This window comes from Clostridium sp. (assembly GCF_022482905.1).
Classification (GTDB): domain Bacteria; phylum Bacillota; class Clostridia; order Clostridiales; family Clostridiaceae; genus Clostridium_B.
In genome coordinates this window covers 2370542-2392414 of record NZ_JAKVOI010000001.1, presented here as the reverse complement: position 1 = coordinate 2392414, position 21873 = coordinate 2370542, and the positions used below count along the sequence as shown (strand labels likewise).

Below are 21873 nucleotides of genomic sequence, written 5' to 3'. Positions count from 1 at the left end.
GAGATGCACAAATGGGAATGACCATGACACAAAAAATTCTGGCAGGTCATGCAGGATTGGAAAATGTAAGCGCAGGACAGCTGATTAATTGCAAATTGGATATGGTTCTTGGAAATGACATTACAACACCTGTGGCTATAAGGGAATTCAACAAGACGGGATTGAAGGAGGTATTTGATAGGAAGAAAGTTGCAATTGTTCCTGATCACTTTTCACCTGCCAAGGATATAAAGTCTGCAGAACAATGTAAATGTGTGAAAGATTTTGCTGTGGATAAGAATATAGAAAATTATTTTGAAGTGGGGCAGATGGGAATTGAACACGCACTTCTGCCGGAAAAAGGTCTTGTAGTAGCAGGAGAAGTAATAATAGGTGCGGATTCACATACATGTACCTATGGTGCACTTGGAGCTTTTTCAACAGGAGTAGGTAGTACTGATATGGCTGCGGGAATGGCTACAGGAGAAGCATGGTTCAAGGTGCCGGAGGCAATTAAATTTATTTTGAAGGGAAAATTGCAGCCCTGGGTAAGTGGTAAAGATGTCATATTGCATATAATAGGAAAAATAGGGGTAGACGGGGCGCTTTATAAATCCATGGAATTTACAGGTGATGGAGTCTCTGAGCTGTCTATGGATGATAGATTCACAATTACAAATATGGCTATCGAGGCAGGAGCAAAAAATGGTATATTTGAAGTGGATGAAAAAACTATAGAATATATGAAAGAACACTCTTCAAAGACGTATAAAATTTACAGTGCGGACGAGGATGCCATATATGTTGATATTATTGAGATAGATTTATCTGCCATAAAAACCACGGTTTCCTTTCCTCACCTTCCAGAAAACACGAGAACCATTGATGAGGTGGGAGATGTAAAAATAGATCAGGTTGTCATCGGATCATGTACAAATGGAAGAATAAGTGATCTGAGGGCGGCAGCATCCATTTTAAAGGACAGGAAAATAAATAAAAATGTGAGAGCCATTATAATTCCTGCCACACAGGATATCTATCTTCAGGCCATGAAGGAAGGGCTCATTGAAATATTTATAAAGGCTGGAGCGGTAGTAAGTACACCAACCTGTGGACCGTGCCTTGGAGGCTATATGGGAATACTTGCCAAAGGTGAAAGAGCAATATCTACGACAAATAGAAATTTTGTAGGAAGAATGGGACATCCGGAAAGTGAAGTTTATCTTTCAAGTCCTGCAGTAGCGGCGGCTTCTGCTGTAACGGGTAAAATTTCGTCACCAGAGGAGGTAATAAAATGATAATACAGGGAAAGGTAATCAAATATAAGGATAATGTGGATACGGATGTAATAATACCGGCAAGATATTTGAATACAAGCGATCCAAAGGAACTCGCTTCACATTGTATGGAGGATCTGGACGGTAATTTCAGTGAAAAAGCAAAAACCAGATCCATAATTGTTGCAGGAAGGAACTTTGGATGTGGTTCTTCGAGAGAACATGCTCCCATATCGATAAAGGCAGCGGGAATAAAATGTGTAATTGCGGAGAGCTTTGCACGTATATTCTTTAGAAATTCCATAAATATAGGACTTCCTATAATGGAATGTGCTGAAGCCTCGAAGCATATAGAAGATGGAGATGAGATATCGATAGATGTTGCTGAAGGAATTATAAAAAATATAACCAAGGGAAAGATTTACAAGGCAGTTCCATTTCCGGAATTCATGCAGAAAATAATAAATTCCGACGGACTTATAAATTATGTTAAAAAGGAAGTGGCAGACAGGTGAATATAGCAGTTATAAAAGGAGACGGGATAGGAAAGGAAATTGTTGGTGAAGCACTGAAGGTGCTGGAGGTCATATCAAAGAAATACAAGGTGGACTTTGAGTATAGAGAAGTGCTTTTAGGCGGTGAAGCCATAGATAGAACAGGAGGACCAATACCCCAGGAAACCATAGATATATGTAAAAGGAGTGATTCCGTACTTCTTGGGGCTGTGGGAGGCCCTAAGTGGGACAAAATTCCAAGCAATCTCAGACCGGAGGTGGGACTTCTTGGAATAAGAAAGGCACTTGGAGTATTTGCAAATTTAAGACCTGCAATTTTATTTCCCCAGCTTAAATCAGCATCAAATCTAAAGCCGGAAGTTCTTGGAGATGGGCTGGATATAATGATTGTAAGGGAATTGATAGGCGGAATTTATTTTGGAGAAAAAAAACGTGTTGATATACCTGGAGGCCAGAAGGCATGGGATATAATGGCATATTCTACTCCGGAGATAGAAAGAATTGCACGGAAGGCATTTGAAATAGCGAAAAAAAGAAATAAAAAGCTTACCCTGGTTGACAAGGCCAATGTACTGGAAAGCTCCAGACTGTGGAGAGAAACTGTAACTGAAATTGCAAAGGAGCATGAGGATGTAAAGCTTGATTTCATGTATGTTGACAATGCTTCCATGCAGCTTATAAGAAATCCAAAGCAATTTGATGTAATTGTAACTGAAAATACCTTCGGTGATATATTGAGTGATGAAGCGTCCATGCTTACGGGTTCCCTGGGTATGCTTCCTTCTGCAAGTCTGGGAGACGGCAAGGTTGGGATCTATGAGCCCATACACGGGTCAGCTCCTGATATTGCAGGACAGGACAAGGCAAACCCGATTGCCACCATTATGAGTACGGCCATGATGCTGAGGTATACCTTCAACATGGATAAGGCTGCTTCCGATGTAGAAAATGCAGTATCCAAAGTATTGGATGAAGATTATCGTACACAGGACATCATGGAAAAAGGCAAGAAATTGATTGGAACCAGGGAAATGGGATATTTAATAGTCAATGCAATAGGATAAAAAACGGGCTGTCGTACTAATTTTTAGTGTGACAGCCCCTATTATATTTTTCAGGTAAAATTACGAATATTTATATAAAGTAATAAAATCATGTATAATAGTTCTGGATTTAAAATTATTAAAAGGATAGGAATATTTTATGAAGTTTATATACAAAATCAATAGTTTCTTACAAGAACTGCATCCATTTAAATTTATCCTCATTATGACGTTATGTACAATTCTTTCTTCAGCTATGCTCGGCTTATTAAGCTTCATTTTTAATATTGAAATTTCAGAAGCTACTTCAGAGACTTCGAAATCTTCTATGTTTTTAAATTTTGTGGTGGCAATAATAATTGCTCCTTTACTAGAAACTTTAATATATCAATATGCTGTCATAAAACTTTTAAGAAAAGTTAAAATATTAAAAAATAATAATTATATTATAATTTTAATATGCTCTATACTATTTGGGTTAAGCCATACTTATAGTTTAAGTTATGTAATTAATACTACTATCATAGGTATAATTCTTGCATATTCTTTTATCACTTATGAAAAAAAAGGAATACCGCCTTTTTTGATCGTGTGTGCAATCCATAGTTTAAGAAATCTTTTTAGTTTTGTGGTTATATAATTTATTTAGACTGGATATAAAAGACAGCATTAGCATTAAGAAATAAAGTTTGGAGGTGTTCATTTGAATATTATAATAAAAGGTATTATACTTCTTTTGTTTTTATGTTGGTGGTATGGAAATAAAAAAAATATAAAATTATTGCTTTTGGTAATTTTTTTCACTATAGATTTTTTCAGAATAGTTTTTTTAGAAAACATATTAACCAGCAATTTTTTGCCTGTTTTAAATGCAGTACAGCTAGTTATACTTTTAATTGTATTTATACTCTATATAAGATCAGCTGTTAAAAATATAAATGATAAAAGATAAGATATGTAAAAAAGGCTGCCGCATTAGAATATTTTTTTATACCAATGCGGCAAGACCCCTTCACCATTTATTTTCTTGCTTCTTTTACCCTGCTGACAAATTCTTTTGCTGTTTCAGTTATCCTGTTGTAATCTCCGGTTTTAGCTCCGCCGGTAAGTTTACCGCCTGCACCTACGGCTATACAGCCATTTTTTATCCATTGATCTACATTATCCAGGTCTACTCCGCCTGTGGGCATGATAGGAACCTGGGGAAGGGGAGCCTTTATAGCTTTTATTATATCGGGACCATAAGCACTTCCTGGAAACAGCTTTATCACATCTGTACCGGCTTCCATAGCTTTTATCATTTCATTTACAGTCATACATCCGGCCATGTAAGGTATTTGATATCTGTTGCAGAGTTTTACCGTATCGAGATCAAATGCAGGGCTTACAATGTATTTTGCACCAGCAAGTATTGCAATTCTGGCAGTTTCACTGTCCAATACAGTTCCGGCACCTACTATTAGTTCGTCATTTGAAAATTTATCTTTTAATGAAGTTATTACTTTGTCTGCACCAGGTACCGTAAATGTAACTTCTATTGCAGGAATGCCGCCTTCTATACATGCCCTGGAGATTTTTTCTGCAGTTTCCGGATTTTCAGCTCTTATTACAGCAACTACGCCAACTTCTTCAATTTTTTTCAAGGTTTCAATTTTCTCTATCATAGATTATCTCCTAATCAAATATTTTAATTATATGTTTCATTATATAAAACATCATTTCATATATCAAGACATAAATCCAAGCAATTTGCTTATTTTATTGCAAATTTCAAAAATATCATCTTTATAGCTTAGAAGATCCTCGATAGTTTTAAACAATATTACCGATGATATGCTTATAGTTGCACATATTTCTCCTTTGGAGTTAAAAATAGGAACTGCAATACATATTATCCCGTTCTCGTTTTCCACTCTATCCAGTGCATAGCGGTCAATGCGGATTTTTTTTATTTCATCGAGAAAAATATTTACATCGATAATTGTATTTTCTGTATGCTTTACAAGATCAATTTTCTCAAGAATATTTTTTATTTTTTCATCAGAAAATTGTGAAAGAAGCAGTTTGCCGGATGCTGTACAATATATTGGAGTTTTTTTCCCTATTTTTGATGACATGTATATACTTCTGTTTGGCTGTTCAGGTGATATTTTATCTATGTATATAATATTATGGAAAAGTTCGTCTGGAATGCATAGATGAGCTGTTTCACCAATTTTGTCTACAAGTTTGTTTATGTATGGTCTGGATATAGTTACCAGGTCCATACCGCTCTTTAAACTCTGTGACAGATAAAGTATCTGAGTTCCAAGCATGTATTTGTCATTTTCCTCATTTTTTATTACATAGTTCCTATATCTTAAAGTTGCCAGTATTCTATATATGGTGCTTTTATTCAATCCAAGTCTTTTGGAAAGTTCTGCGATTCTACAGCCTTTCGGACATTCGGCAAGTGCATTTAATATTTCAAGTGCTTTGTTTACTGACTGTACAAGGCTTGAATTTTCTGAATTATTGTTCATAGTTATGATGTATCCTCCAATTTAAAATTAAATTATGAATCAATTATATCATTTAATAAGTCCTTTTACAGCCCGCAGAAGTAAGTCTTTATCTTGCATATTGAAACAATTCTATATTTATGTTACTATAAATTATAGTAAATCGGTTTCTAAAATTGAGAAGATGAAATGAGGTTCCGGTGTTATGAAAGATCAGAAAAAAATTACGATTGATGATGTTGCAGAAAAGGCTGGAGTTTCAAAGTCTACAATATCACGGTATTTAAATGGAAAATTTGAGTTCATGTCGGAAAATACGAGGAACAGGATTGAAAAAGTCATAGAAGAACTGGATTATAGACCGAACAATACAGCAAGAACCCTGAAGCTTAAAAAGAGCAGGCTGATAGGTGTTGTAATGGCAGACTTGACAAATCCTTTTTCCTCCATACTCATAAAAGGAATAGGTGATGGATGCAGAAAGTACAATTACAATATCATAATAACAAATGCTGATAATGATAAAGACAGGGAAAAAGAATATTTACTGTCCCTGATGGATCAGAATGTCGATGGAATTATAATAAACGGAACCGGATATAATGAAGAACTTCTCATACATATAAAAAATAAAAATGTACCTGTTGTCATGCTTGACAGAATTGTAAATTCAAAATTTTTTGATGGAGTTACAAGCAACAACTATGAGATGACTTTTAATATTGTAAATTATTTGATTGATGAAGGTTTTCATAATGCAGCATTATTTACTCCTCCGGTGGGAAATATAAGTTCCAGAATTGAGAGAAAAAAAGCTTTTATTGAAGTATGCAGCAAGAGATTGGACAGTTCAAATTTTGGTGTATATGTTTTAGAGGACTACAATGAAGGGGACATTGAATCAAAACTATTGGATTTTGTAGAAAATCACAGCGGTACCAAAGCTGTTTTTGCCATTAATGGTGTAGTCCTTCTGAATGTGCTGAATAATATGAGAAAATTGAAGTTGAAAATACCTGATGACGCAGGAATATGCGGATATGATGACTGGGGATGGGCAGCTCTCATACCGCCTGGAATTACTACGATATCGCAGCCGTCTTATGACATGGGATTTGAATCCGCAAAGATATTGATGGAAAAAATAAGGCGTGACAATTTAGGAAGAACTACCTGTGTTTATTTAAAATCGAGTTTGAAGGTCAGGGGATCTACTAATTTGAAAAGTAAATAAACCGGTTTCTATAAAATTGGCTGAAATGTTCAAGCGTGATTATAAAAATTTATAAAATGTGGAGGATGTGTGTTTATGAGTGAATTTTTAACTATTGGAGAACCGATGACGCTATTCGGAGCTAGTGGAAAAGATGATGCTGATAAGGAATTGAAGGATGCAAAAACTTTTACAAAATTTCTGGCGGGGGCAGAAGTCAATGTCTGTGTAGGATTGTCAAGACTGGGACATTCAACACAATATATTACGAAATTAGGAAAAGATCCCTTCGGAAGTTTTATAAAAGACAGCCTTGACAGAGAAGGTATAGGTACTGATTATATTGGTGAAACAGAAGAATATTTTACAGCATATCAACTGAAATCCAAGGTCAGTACGGGAGATCCGAAGATATTTTATTTTAGGCGGAATTCTGCAGCTTCTCACTTTTCAAAAGACGACCTTGAAAATCTGAATCTTGATGATGTAAAAATTGCACATTTGACCGGAATATTTCCTGCCTTATCTGAAAGCTGCAGAGAAGCTGTGTATGAACTTATAAAATTGTTGAAACAAAAAAATATAACTATTACTTTTGATCCAAACTTGAGGCCGCAGTTATGGAAATCAAGAAGTGAGATGGTAGATACAATTAATGATATTGCTTTCAGAAGCGATATAGTACTTCCGGGTATAAATGAAGGATTGATTTTAGCTGGAAGTGATAAACCGGATGAAATTGCAGATTTCTACCTGAACAGGGGGGTCAAGACTGTTATTGTAAAGTTGGGAAGCAGGGGAGCTTTTGTGAAGTCCGGGAAAAAATCCTATGAAGTAAGAGGCTTTAAAGTTGATAAAGTGGTGGATACTGTTGGCGCAGGAGACGGGTTTGCAGTAGGGGTTATAACCGGACTCCTGGAAGGACTGTCTGTTGAGGATTCAGTAAAAAGAGGAACTGCAATAGGTGCACTTGCAGTAATGTCTGAAGGGGATAGTGATGGATACCCGGATAGACAACAACTTGAAAAGTTCATGAATAATTGTAGATCATTATAAAAATACCTCATAATTTGTAGAGAAAGGGGTATATTGACAATAAATTCATTCTAGTATATTATTTAGTATAATTATTTACTAAAATTGTTAAACTAGGAGGGATTAATTGTGAATATAGTCAGAAATTTAAAAGTTAAAACAAAATTGATAGCTTCATTTCTAATAGTTGCAGTAATAATTGCAGTAGTAGGAATTATTGGTATAACTTCCCTTGAAAAAGTAGGCAATAATGCAAAAAAGATGTATTCAAATAATCTGCAGAATATATATACATTATCTGTTATAAAGCAGAATTCTGTAGAAAATGAAAATAATATTCTGCAGATGACTTATATCAAGGATACTGCAAAAATGCATGAGCTGGAACTGGAAATTGACAAAAATGCAAAAGACAACGATAAAAGAATAAAAAAATTTACCAATATATCCATGAGTGAAAAGGAAAGAAGACAGTGGACAAATTTTATAAATGCAGTAGACAGCTATAGGGTCACAAGGGAAAGTGCAATTAACTATATACATGACAATAATATGAAACAGGCAGCAAGGCAGTATGAGGAAATGTCAAAGATAAAAGCTACAATGTTTGAAAACCTTGACAATCTCATAGTGGCAAATGATAATAATGCAAAAATTGACAACAATACCAACGATTTAATATATAAAACTTCAAATACTTTTATGACTGTTTTTATTGTAGCAGGACTGTTTATGGCAGTAATAATCGGATTATTTACCTCCAACAGCATAAACAATCCGCTTGCTAAAATATCGGATTTTGCACAGCATCTTGCTGAATACGATTTTTCTTACAAATGGGAAATTACACGCAGTGATGAATTTGGACAAACTGGTAGGGCACTTTCAAAAGCACAGAGCAATGTTAAAGAAATTTTAAAAATAATCATAAACAATTCCCGTGATATGAGTGCAGCCAGTGAAGAACTTTCAGCTACTGTTGAGGAATTGAATTTGGAATTTCAGAATATAGATAATTCCACGAAGGAAATATCTAAATCCATGGGAGAGAATAGTGCTTCCTCACAGGAAATCACAGCATCTGTAGAAGAAGTGGATTCAAGTATTAATGAATTGTCGACCAAGGCACTAGAGGCAAGCAAACAGGCCGAAAAGGCAAGCAATAGGGCTGTTGAAATAAAAAGTAAGGTTGCTTCATCCATAGAGAATACTAAAAAAATATATAAAGAGAAAAGCGGCAATATATTGAAGGCGATAGAAGATGGAAAAGTAGTGAAAAATATAAAAACCATGGCTGACACCATTGCAAGTATAGCAGATCAGACGAATTTACTTGCCTTAAATGCTGCAATTGAGGCAGCAAGAGCAGGGGAGCATGGCAGAGGGTTTTCCGTTGTAGCAGAAGAAGTCAGGCAGTTGGCCGAACAGTCTTCACAGGCGGTGACTGGAATTCAGGATACTATAGAAAGAGTTCAGTCAGCATTCAAGAATCTCTCGGACAACAGCGGCGATATACTGAAATTCTTTAATGAGGATCTATCAAAACAATTTGATTACTTTGCAAATGTTGGAGATCAATATCATGATGATTCAGATTTTATAAATAATATGTCGGGAGAAATTGCCTCCATGACTGAGCAGCTTACTGCAACTGTTGAGCAGGTTAACAATGCTGTACAGGTAATCTCCGGAATTGCCCAGACATCATCGGAAAATATAGGCAATATTACAAGCAATATGAGTGAGGTAACAAAGGCTATGGATCAAGTATCGTATACTGCAGTCAACCAGGCTGACATGGCCCAAAAATTGAATACAATAATTCAGAGATTTGCTATGTAATATTTCAGCAATTCCTGGCATTTTACGATAATTTGTACTATTATAAAGGTAACTTTGTAAAGCATTAATTTATGAAACGGCTAGGAGGATAAAGATGTCATATACAAGAGTTCGATATGATGGTTTGAAAAAAATGTGTGATCTTGTTTTCGAGAAATTTGGTTTTAGTACTGAAGACAGCAGAACAATAACTGATGTTCTACTGCTTTCTGATCTGTTCGGAATTGAATCTCATGGAATTCAGAGACTTGTAAAATACTACAGTGAAATAAAACAGGGATTGATAATAGTAGATTCAAAACCGAAGATAATTAAGGAAACACCGGTATCTGCAACCTTGGATGGTCAGGCTGGAATGGGGCAATTGACAGGTAGAACTGCCATGAATATGGCAATTGAAAAAGCTGAAGCTTCAGGTATTGGTATGGTAAGTGTCAGAAACTCAAATCACTATGGAATAGCAGGGTACTATGCCAGAATGGCGGAAAAAAAGGGCCTGATTGGCATATCGATGACAAATTCACCTGCAGTTATAGTCCCCACCTTCGGAAAAGAGGCCATGCTCGGTACAAATCCAATCGCAATATCAATGCCTGCGGATCCGTATCCATTTCTGATGGATATGGCTACAAGTGTTGTTACAAGAGGAAAGGTTGAAGTCTATAACAAAAGGAATGAACCCCTTCCAGATGGCTGGGCACTGGACGCGGATGGTCATGATACCACAAATCCAAAGGATATTTTATACAATGTACCAAGACATCTCGGCGGTGGAATAGTTCCACTTGGAGGGTCGAAAGAGCTTACCGGAGGGCACAAGGGCTATGGTTTTGCCCTTACAGTCGAGATGTTTACGGCAATTCTCTCAGGTGGACTTACGGGAAATTATGTTCATCTTGATGGAAAGAATGGTTCCGGAACATGTCATTATTTCTGTGCTATAGACTATGGAATGTTTGGAGATAAAAAGTCCATAGAAAATAGTTTCTCAAAGTACCTGGAAGAGCTTAGAAATTCAAAGAAGGCAAAAGACGCGGTTAGAATATATACTCACGGTGAAAAAGAAGTCGAGGCCTACAATGACAAGATGAAAAATGGAATACCCGTGAATGACAGCACACTTCATGAGATATATGACATATGCAGATATTTTGATATAGATCCTGAAAATTACGTTGAAAAGTTGAACTAACAAGTATTGACAACAGTGAACCTGTATTCTATTATAAAATATGAATATTATATTTAATATAAATACTAGGAAGAGGATTAGTAAAAATGAATGCTTTTTAGAGAGGAAATGGTTGGTGCAAAGTTTCCATGGCAGTTGTTTTGAACCTACCTCGGAGTTCTGTAATTAAAGTTACAGCGGCATTGTCGTTAAAATAAAGAGTGAAAATCAGGGTGGCACCACCGATACAACCTCGGTCCCGTAGTTGGGATTGGGGTTTTTTTATCTTAATTATGAAACAGGAGGAATCTAGTAATGTCAAAATCAAAAAAGCTGGTAAAGGAAATAACATCAAGAGACGAGGATTTTGCACAGTGGTATACAGATATAGTAAAAAAGGCGGAATTAGCAGATTATTCCAGCGTAAAAGGATGTATGATAATAAGGCCGTATGCATATGCAATGTGGGAAAGCATACAGAAATATCTGGATAGAAGATTCAAGGAGACAGGGCATGAGAATGTGTATATGCCAATATTCATACCGGAGAGTCTTCTTCAAAAGGAAAAGGATCATGTTGAAGGGTTTGCCCCTGAAGTGGCATGGGTTACACATGGAGGAGAAGAAGAATTGACTGAGAAATTATGTGTCAGGCCTACTTCGGAAACTCTGTTTTGTGAGCACTATGCAAAGATAGTTCAATCCTACAAGGATCTGCCTAAATTGTATAACCAGTGGTGTTCCGTAGTACGATGGGAGAAGACCACCCGTCCATTTTTGAGAACAACCGAGTTCCTGTGGCAGGAGGGCCATACCATACACGAAACGAAAGAAGAAGCTGAAAATGAAACCATAAAGATGCTGAATATATACGCAGAGCTCTGTGAAGATATGCTTGCAATACCTGTACTCAAAGGACAGAAAACAGAAAAGGAGAAATTCGCAGGCGGAGAAGCAACTTATACTATAGAAGCTCTGATGCACGATGGAAAGGCACTTCAGGCGGGTACTTCCCACTTTCTCGGACAGAATTTTGCTAAATCCTTTGGTATGCAGTACTCGGACAGGGAGGGAAAGCTTCAATATGTATATCAGACTTCATGGGGAATTACAACCCGTCTGATAGGTGCAATCATAATGGTGCATGGAGATGACAGCGGTCTTGTAATTCCGCCTAGAATAGCTCCAATACAGGTAATTATTGTACCTGTTGCACAGCATAAGGAAGGAGTCCTTGAAAAGGCGGCTGAATTAAGAAAGAGTATTTCTGAATTTGCAAGGGTAAAGCTGGATGACAGTGACAAGATGCCGGGGTGGAAGTTCAGTGAGTATGAGATGAAGGGAGTTCCAATTCGTCTGGAAATAGGTCCCAAGGATATTGAAAAGAATCAGGTTGTGCTTGTAAGAAGGGATACAGGAGAAAAAGCCTTTGTTCCAATGAATGAAATTGAGCAGAAAATACCTGAACTTTTAAATGATATCCACAACAACATGCTTGAAAGTGCCAGAAAGTCCGTTGAAAGCAAGACGCATGAAGCCCTGGACATGGAGCAGTTCAAGGATATAGTAGAGAATAAAACAGGATTTGTGAAAGCCATGTGGTGCGGAGACAAGGAATGTGAAGATAAAATAAGGGAAGAGACAGGTGCTACTTCAAGATGTATGCCTTTTGAGCAGGAGGAGATTTCAGACACATGTGTATACTGCGGCAAAAAAGCCAAAAAGCTGGTTTACTGGGGTAGAGCCTATTAAGAAGGAGGTACGTTCATGAAGATAGATGATAGAGTTGACGAGATCAAGGATGATATAATAAAATCCATTCAGGATGTTGTTAAAATAAGAAGTGTAACAGACAAAGCCAAACCAGGAATGCCTTTTGGTGAAGGTGTCGGCAGTACTCTTGAAAAAGCATTGGATATTGCAGAAAACATGGGATTCAAGACTGTCAACCTCGATGGATATGTGGGTTATGCCGAATATGGACAGGGAGAGGATTATGTTGCAGTCCTCGGGCATCTTGACGTAGTGCCTGAAGGAGAGGGATGGGCATTTCCGCCCTATGGTGCGGAAATCCATGACGGCAAAATATATGGAAGGGGAACTATGGATGACAAGGGACCGATTATAACGGCACTTTACTCTTTAAAGGTTATAAAGGACCTGAACCTTCCACTCTCCAGGAGAGTAAGAATTATATTCGGCACAAATGAGGAAAACGGCTGTTCCGAAATCCAGTATTACAAGGACAGGGAAAAAGCTCCTGTTCTTGGATTTACTCCGGATGGGGAATATCCCATCATTTATGCAGAAAAAGGTATAACTACTTTTGATTTGGTCAAAGATATTAAGGTGAAATCATCTGGAGATATAGTTGTAAAGCATATAAAAGGCGGAGAAAGGGCAAATGTAGTTCCAAATCACTGTGAAGCAGTTCTTGAAGCTAGAGATCCAGATTCAGCTGCAGGTATTATAGAGGATTTGTCACATAAAAATAACTTTAATGCAAATGTACAGTTAAAAGAAGGACTGATCCTTATAAAGGTTGAAGGACTTGCAGCCCACGGCAGTACGCCTGAACTGGGTAAAAATGCAGTAATGCAGATGTTTAAGCTTCTGGGGGATTTGAAGATTGAAAAATCTGATATAAAAGATGTTATAGATTTTTTCAATGAGTATGTAGGTTTTGAAACCGACGGCAGGTCTTTTGGTGTTTACCTTGAAGACAAGGAATCCGGCAAGCTCACTTTTAATGTAGGAGCTGTTGATATAGATGAAAATAAAATATCTTTTGCCCTCAATTTGAGATATCCTGTCACCTGCAAATATGAAGACATGATGAAACCTTTCAAAAATAGAATATCACTACTTGATTTTAGAATTGAAAACATGATGCATCAGAAACCACTGTTTTTTCCCGAAAGTCATCCGCTTATAAGGAGCCTTAAGAAAGTATATGAGGAACAAACTGGAAAAAAAGCTGAACTTCTTGCAATCGGAGGAGGCACTTATGCGAAAGACATGCCGAATATGGTTGCTTTCGGCCCGATGATTCAGGGAGAACCTGAAACTATCCACAATGCCAATGAATATATAAAAATTGATCATGTTGTTAAAAATGCTAAAATATATGCACATGCCATATATGAGCTGGCCAAATAGTATAAGGCGTTTTAATTTAGAAAGTAAGATCTCCGGCAGTTTCTATAAATTCAGTAAGCTGTCGGATATTTTTTATTTTACTGATTGTTAATCAAAATAACATAAAAAATTTATTAATATCAATAGGAAAAAAACTATTTATTGCTATAATATAAGTAGAGATGAAGCACAGTGGAGGGTACATATGTTCAATAATAAGAAATTCAATGGCAACAAGATGAAATATGGCATTTACTATGCTCTAGTTGTAGCCATAATTGTATTTGTATTAAATGATTATCTGAGCAATATAAAATCCGATCATATACAATATAGTGATTTTGTAAATTACATTAATGAGAATAAAATTTCGGAAGTTCAGATAAGCAGGGATAAGCTGATTATTATTCCCAAAAATCAAAGCGCTGGAAAAGTCCTTTATACTGAAAAAGTGGATGACCCTGATCTGATTAAAAAACTGGATAATGCAAAAGTCAAATATGGAGGTGTTCCCCAGGAAAATACGGCAATGAAAAATTTTATTACCGGATGGGTACTTCCAATTTTGATTTTTATGATTCTTGGAAGATTGATAATGGGACGACTGGACAAGAAAATGGGAAGCGGGGTAATGTCATTTGGCAAAAATACTGCAAAAATATATGCAGAAAATGAAACTGGTGTCAACTTCAAGGATGTAGCGGGACAGGAAGAAGCAAAGGAATCATTGGTGGAAATAGTTGATTTTCTGCATAATTCCAAGAAATATGTTGAGATAGGGGCAAGACTGCCAAAAGGCGCACTGCTTGTAGGACCGCCTGGAACAGGGAAGACACTTCTGGCAAAGGCAGTAGCAGGAGAAGCCGGTGTGCCTTTCTTTTCAATATCGGGTTCAGCATTTGTAGAGATGTTTGTGGGGATGGGTGCCGCCAGAGTAAGGGATCTGTTCAAACAGGCACAGGAAAAGGCTCCATGTATAGTGTTTATTGATGAAATAGACGCCATAGGAAAGAGCAGGGACGGCAACATGTCCGGAAACGATGAAAGAGAACAGACATTGAATCAGCTTCTGGCGGAAATGGATGGATTTGATTCTTCAAAAGGAGTAGTAATACTTGCAGCCACAAACAGGCCGGAAGTTCTGGATAAAGCTCTTCTCAGACCCGGCAGGTTCGACAGGAGGGTGATAGTTGACAGACCTGATTTAAAAGGCAGGGAAGATATACTTAAAGTTCATATAAAAGGTGTCAGGGTTTCGCCGGATGTGAATTTGAATTCCATAGCAAAGTCCACTCCCGGAGCTGTAGGTGCTGATCTTGCCAATATAATAAATGAAGCGGCACTAAGGGCAGTTAAAAACAGGCGGGAATTTGTGGAACAGGAGGATCTGGAAGATGCAGTTGAAGTAATTATAGCCGGCAAGGAAAAGAAGGATAGAATATTGTCTCCCGAGGAAAAAAGGCAGGTAGCCTACCATGAAGTAGGGCATGCACTGATAGCGGCACTGCTGAAACATACAGATCCAGTTCACAAGATAACTATAGTCCCTAGAACCATGGGAGCTCTTGGTTATACAATGCAGCTTCCACAGGAGGAGAAGTATTTGAATACAAAAGAAGAAATGATGGATCAGATATGTGTCATGCTGGGAGGAAGATCTGCTGAAGAGGTTAAATTCAACAGCATATCCACAGGAGCAGCCAATGATATTGAGAGGGCAACCCAGACGGCAAGGAGCATGGTTACCATGTATGGAATGACTGACAGATTTGATATGATGGGATTGGAGTCCATGCAAAACAGATATCTGGACGGCAGGCCGGTTCAAAATTGCAGTGCGGAAACTGCAGCTATTATTGACAATGAAACGTTGAATATAATAAGAAAGTGCCATGAAAAATCCAGGAAGATACTCATGGACAATATGGAACTTTTAAATATAATATCACATACTCTTGTAGAGAAGGAAACCCTCATGGGTGATGAATTTATGGATATAATACATCGGTATGAAGAAAAAGATGGCAGATCCATAGATGTTTAAAAAATATTTGGGAGATAGTTTTATGGGAAATAAATATTTGGAAGCGGAAATTAGAAAAGAGATTGAAATAAACAAGGAAAAAGATAAACTGAAATGGGTGATAGATAAAATAAATAATCAACTTATAGAGCTTGTAGATAATAGAAAAGATGTAGTGAATTTTATACTAAAATACAGAGAGAAAAATTTAGAGGAATACAAGGATGATGAAGACAAGCAGATAGATTATTTTAACCATGAACTCTATGTCAAGGAAGAGCAATTCAAGTTGATAGAGAGGAGACTCAGGGAACTTACTATCCTCAAAGAATCACCTTATTTTGGAAAAGTTTATTTTAAGGACAAATATGGCGAGACGAGAATATATATAGGACGTTTCGGGGTTACTGACGAGGAAGAGTATGAGCCTATAATAGTTGACTGGAGGTCTCCTGTCAGTTCTCTTTTCTATCAGGGAAAACTTGGAGAAACGTATTACAATGCTCCAGAGGGCATGGAAAGTGCAGATGTACTGGCCAAGAGACAGTTTATCATAAAAAATGGAAAACTTGACGGGATGTTTGATTCAAGTTTAAATGTAAAAGATGAAATACTTCAATTTATCCTTAGTAAAAATACGGACGAAAAGTTGAAGGATGTAGTAATGACAATACAGAAAGAGCAGGATGAACTTATAAGGCAGCCCTTGAATGGCGTTTTAGTTGTAAATGGAGCTGCAGGAAGCGGTAAAACTACTATAGCACTCCATAGAACGGCATACCTTTTGTACAATTACAGGGAAAAACTTCAGGACAGGGTTCTCATATTGGGACCCAACAGCATATTTATGGATTACATTTCCATGGTGCTTCCAAGTCTCGGTGAAGAAAGTGTGAAACAGGCTACTTTCAGGGAATTTGCATCTGAAATTATAAAAATGGATGAAGTTATGGACTTTAAAGGTTATATGGAGAATATGCTGTCGGATCAAGATAAATTCAGAGGGGAGATTGAATACAAGAGATCTGCAGAATATGCCGAGGATATTGATGATTTGATTTCAAATCTGGAAAACAGCTATTTCAAGCCCCAGGATGTAAAATTCTATGACAGTATGATAGCTACCAGATTTGAAATAGAAGAGATGCTCAAGGTACATTTCAAATCAATGCCTCTTTTTAAAAGAACCGGCAGGATAGTAAGAGTACTTTATTCCAGAATAAAGGATGAAAGGAACAGGAGAGTAAAAGAAATACAGGAAAATTACAGGAAAGTTATAGCAAATATGAGTGATGAGCAGCTCAACAACAGCGCCACCGATCTTGAATTTGCAAGAAGAAATAAAATAAGTGAAGTAATAGCTGAAGTATTAAAAATAAAGAGAGAAAAACTAAGCTGGATTAAAAATCCTGATATAATCCAAATTTACAATGAGTATAATAAGAACAGGGAAATAATATATGAGGATCTTGCACCTATACTCTACATGAAAATCAAATTGGAAGGGTTGAAGTACTATAAACATTTGAAGCACATAGTAATAGATGAGGCACAGGATTATTCCACCCTGGAATTTAAAGTTATAAGGGAGCTTACCGGATGCAGGTCATTTACGATTGTGGGAGATATGAATCAAAGACTTGTTCCAGGAGATGATGAATGTGCAATGGCGGAGCTTGAAGATATATTCTCAGATCTTGATGTAAGAAACTTTTCCCTTACTACAAGTTATAGATCTACAAGCGAAATCATGGAGTACGCCAATAGATATCTTGAAAAAAGTTCTGCAGTTGGTGTGAGAAACGGTGAAAAGGTTATAGAACACCAGACCCATAATATGGATGAGCTTGTTGAAGGGATAATAGAAGATATTGATAAATTCAAGAGAAAAGGGTATGAGAGCATAGCCGTAATATGCAAGTCTTTAAAGCAGATTAAGATGTTAAGTGCACCAATCAAAGAAAAAATACATATAAATGTGTTTTACAGAGAAGATATGATATATTCAAAAGGAGAAATATTGATTCCAAGTTACTTTGCAAAGGGACTGGAATTTGATGCAGTAATAATGGTGGATGACTTTTTTAATAGTCAGAAAAGCATGAATAAGCTCAAATATATAATGGCTACACGGGCTCTGCATGAATTGAGCGTATACAGGACCTGGGATGTATCTTAAAATAAAATATGCAGAGAAAGGATGTGAATATTTATGAAAGACTTGTCCTTTGCAATAAAATATGCAGAGAAATGCCATTGCATGCATAAAGATGATATAGTGGAGCTTTTGCTGGAAAATAGATACAGCAGTGAACTTTTTGAAGCTGCGGACAGAGTCAGAAAAAAGTATGTGGGAGACAAGGTGCATTTAAGAGGACTCATAGAGTTTTCCAATATATGCAAGAGAAATTGCATGTACTGTGGTCTCAGGCGTTCAAACAAAAATATAAAGCGATACAGGATAGAACCTGACAGAATTATAGAGCTGGCTCAAAAAGCTGTTGGATATGGTTACAGAACTCTTGTCATGCAGTCCGGAGAAGATGATTACTATACTGTTGATATAATGAAATATATCATATCAAATATAAAAAAGATGAATGTAGCTGTAACTTTGAGTATTGGAGAGAAGAGCTTTAAAGAATATAGGGCATATAAAGAAGCTGGAGCGGACAGATATCTTCTGAGAATAGAAACTACAGATCCTGAACTGTACAGGGATATGGATCCAGGCATGAGCCATGAAAACAGAAAGCGATGTCTCAGGGATTTGAAATCACTTGGATACGAAGTGGGAACAGGATGTCTTATTGGTCTCCCGGGACAAAGTGTGGAATCCCTTGCCGATGATATGATGTTTTTCAAGGAAATAGATGCAGATATGGTTGGTGTCGGACCTTTTATACCAAATGAGGATACCCCGCTTAAAGATGCAGAAGGCGGCGACTTTGAAACTGCACGCAAATTTGTGGCAATAATGAGGCTTATAATGCCCGACATTAATATTCCTGCAACTACGGCAATGGAGACCCTGAATCCAAATGGAAGGACACTGGTTCTTCAAAGCGGGGCAAATGTAGTTATGCCGAATGTGACAGAGGGGATATACAGGAAATTGTATGCGCTCTACCCGGGAAAGATATGTACTGGAGACACTCCAGAGCATTGTGTGAACTGTATAACCGGGAAGATAGTCATGATAGGCAGAGAAGTGGCTTCAACAAAGGGCTTCAGAATGCGAATGGGATAGCCGGCATATTTTAACAGGAGGATAATTTATATACTATGGATAATGAAAGATATCAAATTGAAGAGGCAAATGAACTTATAGACTATATTTACGAAAGTCCTACAGCTTTTCATGCGGCAAAAAATGCTGCTGCAATGCTTGAAAGGCATGGATTTATTGAATTGTACGAGGGAGAGCCGTGGAAGATTGAAAAGGGAGGAAAATACTTTACAAGAAAGAATCAATCCGCACTTGTGGCATTTATTCCGGGAAATGGGGAAATTGAAGATGAGGGATTCAGAATAGTAGCTGCACATACGGATTCACCGGGTTTTAGAATAAAGCCCAATGCAGATATGGAAGTTGAAGGTTCCTATGTAAAGCTGAATACGGAAGTATACGGCGGTCCGATACTGAATACATGGATGGACAGGCCTCTTTCGCTGGCAGGCAGAGTTGTATTGAGAGGTAAAGATCCCTTTAATCCTGATATAAGGTTTATAAATGTCAAAAGGCCGTTGATGGTCATACCGAACCTTGCAATACATATGAACAGGGATGTGAATGCGGGTGTTAAACTGAACAGGCAAAAACATCTGCTCCCCCTTCTGGCACTTGCGGATACTTTTTCCCGTGATAAAAAGTATTTAAATGGGATAATATCAGAGGAGCTTTCCATAGATTCGCAGAAAATACTTGATTTCGATTTGTTTTTGTATGAGTTTGAAAAAGGCAGAGTTGTAGGTGCAAATAATGAATTTATATCATCAGGAAGACTTGATGATTTGAGCATGGTGTATTCGGGCATAAAAGCCATTTCCAATTCCAGGGTAAAGGACAGTACAAATGTAATGGTGTGTTTTGACAATGAGGAAGTTGGAAGTACAACTAAACAGGGGGCCAACTCACCCATGCTTTTGTCCGTCCTGGAGCGTATAGCACTTAATTTGAAAAAGAACAGGGATGAGTTCTACAGAAGCATATCAAAATCCTTTATAATATCCTGTGACCTGGGGCACGCACTTCATCCAAACTATGAGGAAAAATCCGATCCGGTAAACAGACCTGTGATAAACAGGGGACCTATAATAAAAATAAGTGCCAGTCAGAGTTATACCACAGATGGAGTATCCGGTGCCGTGTACAGGGAGATATGTCGCAGGGCAGGTATTCCGGTGCAGATATTTGTAAATCGTTCAGATGAAAGAGGCGGTTCAACTATAGGTCCAATATCATCCAGTCATGTAAATATGACGTCCCTTGATATGGGGATTGCCATACTATCCATGCACTCTGTAAGGGAGCTTGGAGGAGTCAGGGATTATCTCTATGCCTTAAAATCCTTCAGAGAATTTTATAATTTATAAATTCCAGGTTGAAATGTGCCTACATTTGTGGTAAACTTAGAGCAATTTAAAAAAATTGTTCTGCCTAAGGTAGAGGTCGCTGTAATTAAGAGTATATGGGTTTAGTCGGCGGGCGTTCAGACTCATAAAAAGGAATTACAGCCGAAGAAGGCGGTTTGGCGAAACTGTCTTTTGGATTTGCATATAATATATGCAAACCTGTCACTGGGTTTTATTGATTCGGTGGAGAGCTACAAAGGTAACACACAGCATTGCATATTTTGCAGTAAAGGTGTTCCTTTGCTGCTTTTGTTTTTATAAAATTTTAAGGAGTGATATTGTGGCAATTGTTGTTCAAAAATACGGGGGAAGTTCTGTAAGTACGGTAGAAAAGATAAAAAATATAGCCCATACTGTAATAGACAGAAAAAAATCAGGTGACAGTATTGTAGTTGTAGTATCTGCAATGGGAGATACTACGGATGAACTCATAGATCTTGCAAATCAGGTTACGGAAAATCCCGACAAAAGGGAATTGGATGCACTTCTGTCTACAGGAGAAATGAGATCTGCCGCACTGCTTGCCATGGCTGTCAAGTCATTGGGACAGGACGCTGTAAGCTATACTGGATATCAAATAGGAGTAAAGACCAGCGGCCAGTATGGAAAATCACTTATAGAAGATATAAACAAGAACAGAATTAAAGAAAAACTTGATGAAGGAAAAATAGTAATTGTGGCTGGATTTCAGGGCATCAATGATGAAGGTGATATAACCACTCTTGGAAGGGGAGGGTCAGATACTACGGCGGTAGCCATAGCTGTAAAATTGAATGGCATCTGTGAGATTTACACCGATGTTGATGGAATATACAGTGTAGATCCAAGAGAGTACAAAGATGCAAAAAAATTATTTGAGATAGATTATGAGGAAATGCTGGAGCTTTCAAGTCTCGGGGCACAGGTAATGCATCCCAGGTCCATAGAACTTGCACAAAAGTATAATATATCTATATACGTGGGATTGAGCAACAGTAAAATAAAGGGAACTATTATAAAGGGGGAAAGCAATATGAATATGGAAAATAAACCGGTAACCGGAATTGCAACTAGTGATGATGATGTGGCCGTAACAGTAAAAAATATAGATGAAAGTATAAATTTAATAGCAAATTTATTTGAAAGCATAGCAAGCAAAAATATAAATATAGACATGATAAGCCAGTCTGCACCTGTAGACAATAAAATAAATATATCATTTACTATACCGAAGATAGATTTGGATGAGTGCCTGAATATACTGAAGGATCACTGTGATATAGGGAGCCAGGTTGATATAGACGAGGACATAACCAAGTTTTCAATAGTAGGCATAGGCATGAAGACTACTTCCGGGGTAGCGGCAAAGATGTTCAAATTGTTCCGTGAAAACAATATACAGGTCAAAATGATAACTACATCTGAAATAAGGGTAACCTGTGCCATAAAGCATAAAGACAAACTCAGAACAGTGAAGATCGTAGCAGAAAAATTCAATCTTTAGTGAAATAATAGATTTTTA

At 37.3% G+C, this 21873-nt stretch carries 18 protein-coding genes, 1 riboswitch and 1 other annotated feature; of the genes, 16 read left to right on the top strand and 2 right to left on the bottom strand.

Annotated elements, in window-relative coordinates; translation table 11 throughout:
• Positions 1 to 11: 11 nt before the first annotated feature.
• From leuC to LKE46_RS11725, 5 genes are all read left to right on the top strand, one after another.
• On the top strand, positions 12 to 1277 hold the full coding sequence (gene leuC, locus LKE46_RS11740) for a 3-isopropylmalate dehydratase large subunit (protein ID WP_291722390.1): 1266 nt from the start codon (positions 12 to 14) through the stop codon (positions 1275 to 1277).
• Positions 1274 to 1771, top strand: a complete 498-nt coding sequence (gene leuD / locus LKE46_RS11735) for a 3-isopropylmalate dehydratase small subunit (RefSeq protein WP_291722386.1) — start codon at positions 1274 to 1276, stop codon at positions 1769 to 1771. Before leuC ends, leuD begins: the two co-directional genes overlap by 4 nt.
• A complete protein-coding gene (leuB, locus tag LKE46_RS11730; RefSeq protein WP_291722383.1) occupies positions 1768 to 2835 on the top strand; it encodes a 3-isopropylmalate dehydrogenase in 1068 nt (355 codons plus the stop codon). Before leuD ends, leuB begins: the two co-directional genes overlap by 4 nt.
• A 139-nt stretch (positions 2836 to 2974) precedes the next feature.
• Positions 2975 to 3454, top strand: a complete 480-nt coding sequence (locus LKE46_RS17750; RefSeq protein WP_363316080.1) for a CPBP family intramembrane glutamic endopeptidase — start codon at positions 2975 to 2977, stop codon at positions 3452 to 3454.
• 63 nt (positions 3455 to 3517) lie between these two features.
• Positions 3518 to 3766 carry a hypothetical protein gene (locus LKE46_RS11725; protein WP_291722380.1) on the top strand — a complete coding sequence of 83 codons (249 nt, stop codon included), beginning with the start codon at positions 3518 to 3520 and terminating at the stop codon, positions 3764 to 3766.
• Positions 3767 to 3833: 67 nt separating this feature from the next.
• Here LKE46_RS11725 and LKE46_RS11720 read toward each other — a convergent pair whose 3' ends face one another.
• Together LKE46_RS11720 and LKE46_RS11715 are read right to left on the bottom strand one after the other, a co-directional pair.
• On the bottom strand, positions 3834 to 4478 hold the full coding sequence (locus tag LKE46_RS11720) for a bifunctional 4-hydroxy-2-oxoglutarate aldolase/2-dehydro-3-deoxy-phosphogluconate aldolase (RefSeq protein ID WP_291722377.1): 645 nt from the start codon (positions 4476 to 4478) through the stop codon (positions 3834 to 3836).
• A 63-nt stretch (positions 4479 to 4541) separates the two neighbouring features.
• On the bottom strand, positions 4542 to 5336 hold the full coding sequence (locus tag LKE46_RS11715; RefSeq protein ID WP_291722375.1) for an IclR family transcriptional regulator: 795 nt from the start codon (positions 5334 to 5336) through the stop codon (positions 4542 to 4544).
• 184 nt (positions 5337 to 5520) lie between these two features.
• Between LKE46_RS11715 and LKE46_RS11710 the strand changes: the two genes are divergently transcribed.
• From LKE46_RS11710 to LKE46_RS11660, 11 genes are all read left to right on the top strand, one after another.
• Entirely contained in the window at positions 5521 to 6549 is a 1029-nt protein-coding gene (locus LKE46_RS11710; protein WP_291722372.1) for a LacI family DNA-binding transcriptional regulator, read from the top strand.
• 75 nt (positions 6550 to 6624) lie between these two features.
• Complete coding sequence (locus LKE46_RS11705; protein WP_291722369.1) at positions 6625 to 7584, top strand: sugar kinase; 960 nt, start codon at positions 6625 to 6627, stop codon at positions 7582 to 7584.
• 108 nt (positions 7585 to 7692) lie between these two features.
• Positions 7693 to 9405, top strand: coding sequence for a methyl-accepting chemotaxis protein (locus LKE46_RS11700; RefSeq protein WP_291722366.1), 1713 nt, complete (start codon positions 7693 to 7695; stop codon positions 9403 to 9405).
• A gap of 94 nt (positions 9406 to 9499) precedes the next feature.
• Positions 9500 to 10597, top strand: a complete 1098-nt coding sequence (locus tag LKE46_RS11695) for an Ldh family oxidoreductase (protein ID WP_291722363.1) — start codon at positions 9500 to 9502, stop codon at positions 10595 to 10597.
• Positions 10598 to 10655: 58 nt separating this feature from the next.
• Positions 10656 to 10841, top strand: a binding site (T-box leader).
• A 50-nt stretch (positions 10842 to 10891) separates the two neighbouring features.
• Positions 10892 to 12328, top strand: a complete 1437-nt coding sequence (gene proS, locus LKE46_RS11690; protein WP_291722361.1) for a proline--tRNA ligase — start codon at positions 10892 to 10894, stop codon at positions 12326 to 12328.
• 15 nt (positions 12329 to 12343) lie between these two features.
• Positions 12344 to 13735: a dipeptidase PepV gene (gene pepV / locus LKE46_RS11685; RefSeq protein ID WP_291722358.1), complete on the top strand. Its 1392-nt coding sequence runs from the start codon at positions 12344 to 12346 to the stop codon at positions 13733 to 13735.
• Positions 13736 to 13919: 184 nt separating this feature from the next.
• Positions 13920 to 15758 (top strand): ATP-dependent zinc metalloprotease FtsH, encoded by a 1839-nt coding sequence (ftsH, locus tag LKE46_RS11680; protein ID WP_291722355.1) that lies wholly within the window; start codon positions 13920 to 13922, stop codon positions 15756 to 15758.
• Between the two features lie 22 nt (positions 15759 to 15780).
• Complete coding sequence (locus LKE46_RS11675; RefSeq protein WP_291722352.1) at positions 15781 to 17916, top strand: HelD family protein; 2136 nt, start codon at positions 15781 to 15783, stop codon at positions 17914 to 17916.
• Positions 17917 to 17949: 33 nt separating this feature from the next.
• Complete coding sequence (hydE, locus tag LKE46_RS11670; RefSeq protein ID WP_291722349.1) at positions 17950 to 18987, top strand: [FeFe] hydrogenase H-cluster radical SAM maturase HydE; 1038 nt, start codon at positions 17950 to 17952, stop codon at positions 18985 to 18987.
• A 35-nt stretch (positions 18988 to 19022) separates the two neighbouring features.
• Positions 19023 to 20333: a M18 family aminopeptidase gene (locus LKE46_RS11665; protein ID WP_291722346.1), complete on the top strand. Its 1311-nt coding sequence runs from the start codon at positions 19023 to 19025 to the stop codon at positions 20331 to 20333.
• A 62-nt stretch (positions 20334 to 20395) separates the two neighbouring features.
• A riboswitch (Lysine riboswitch) is annotated at positions 20396 to 20574 on the top strand.
• Positions 20575 to 20652: 78 nt separating this feature from the next.
• Positions 20653 to 21855, top strand: coding sequence for an aspartate kinase (locus tag LKE46_RS11660; RefSeq protein WP_291722343.1), 1203 nt, complete (start codon positions 20653 to 20655; stop codon positions 21853 to 21855).
• Positions 21856 to 21873 lie beyond the last annotated feature (18 nt).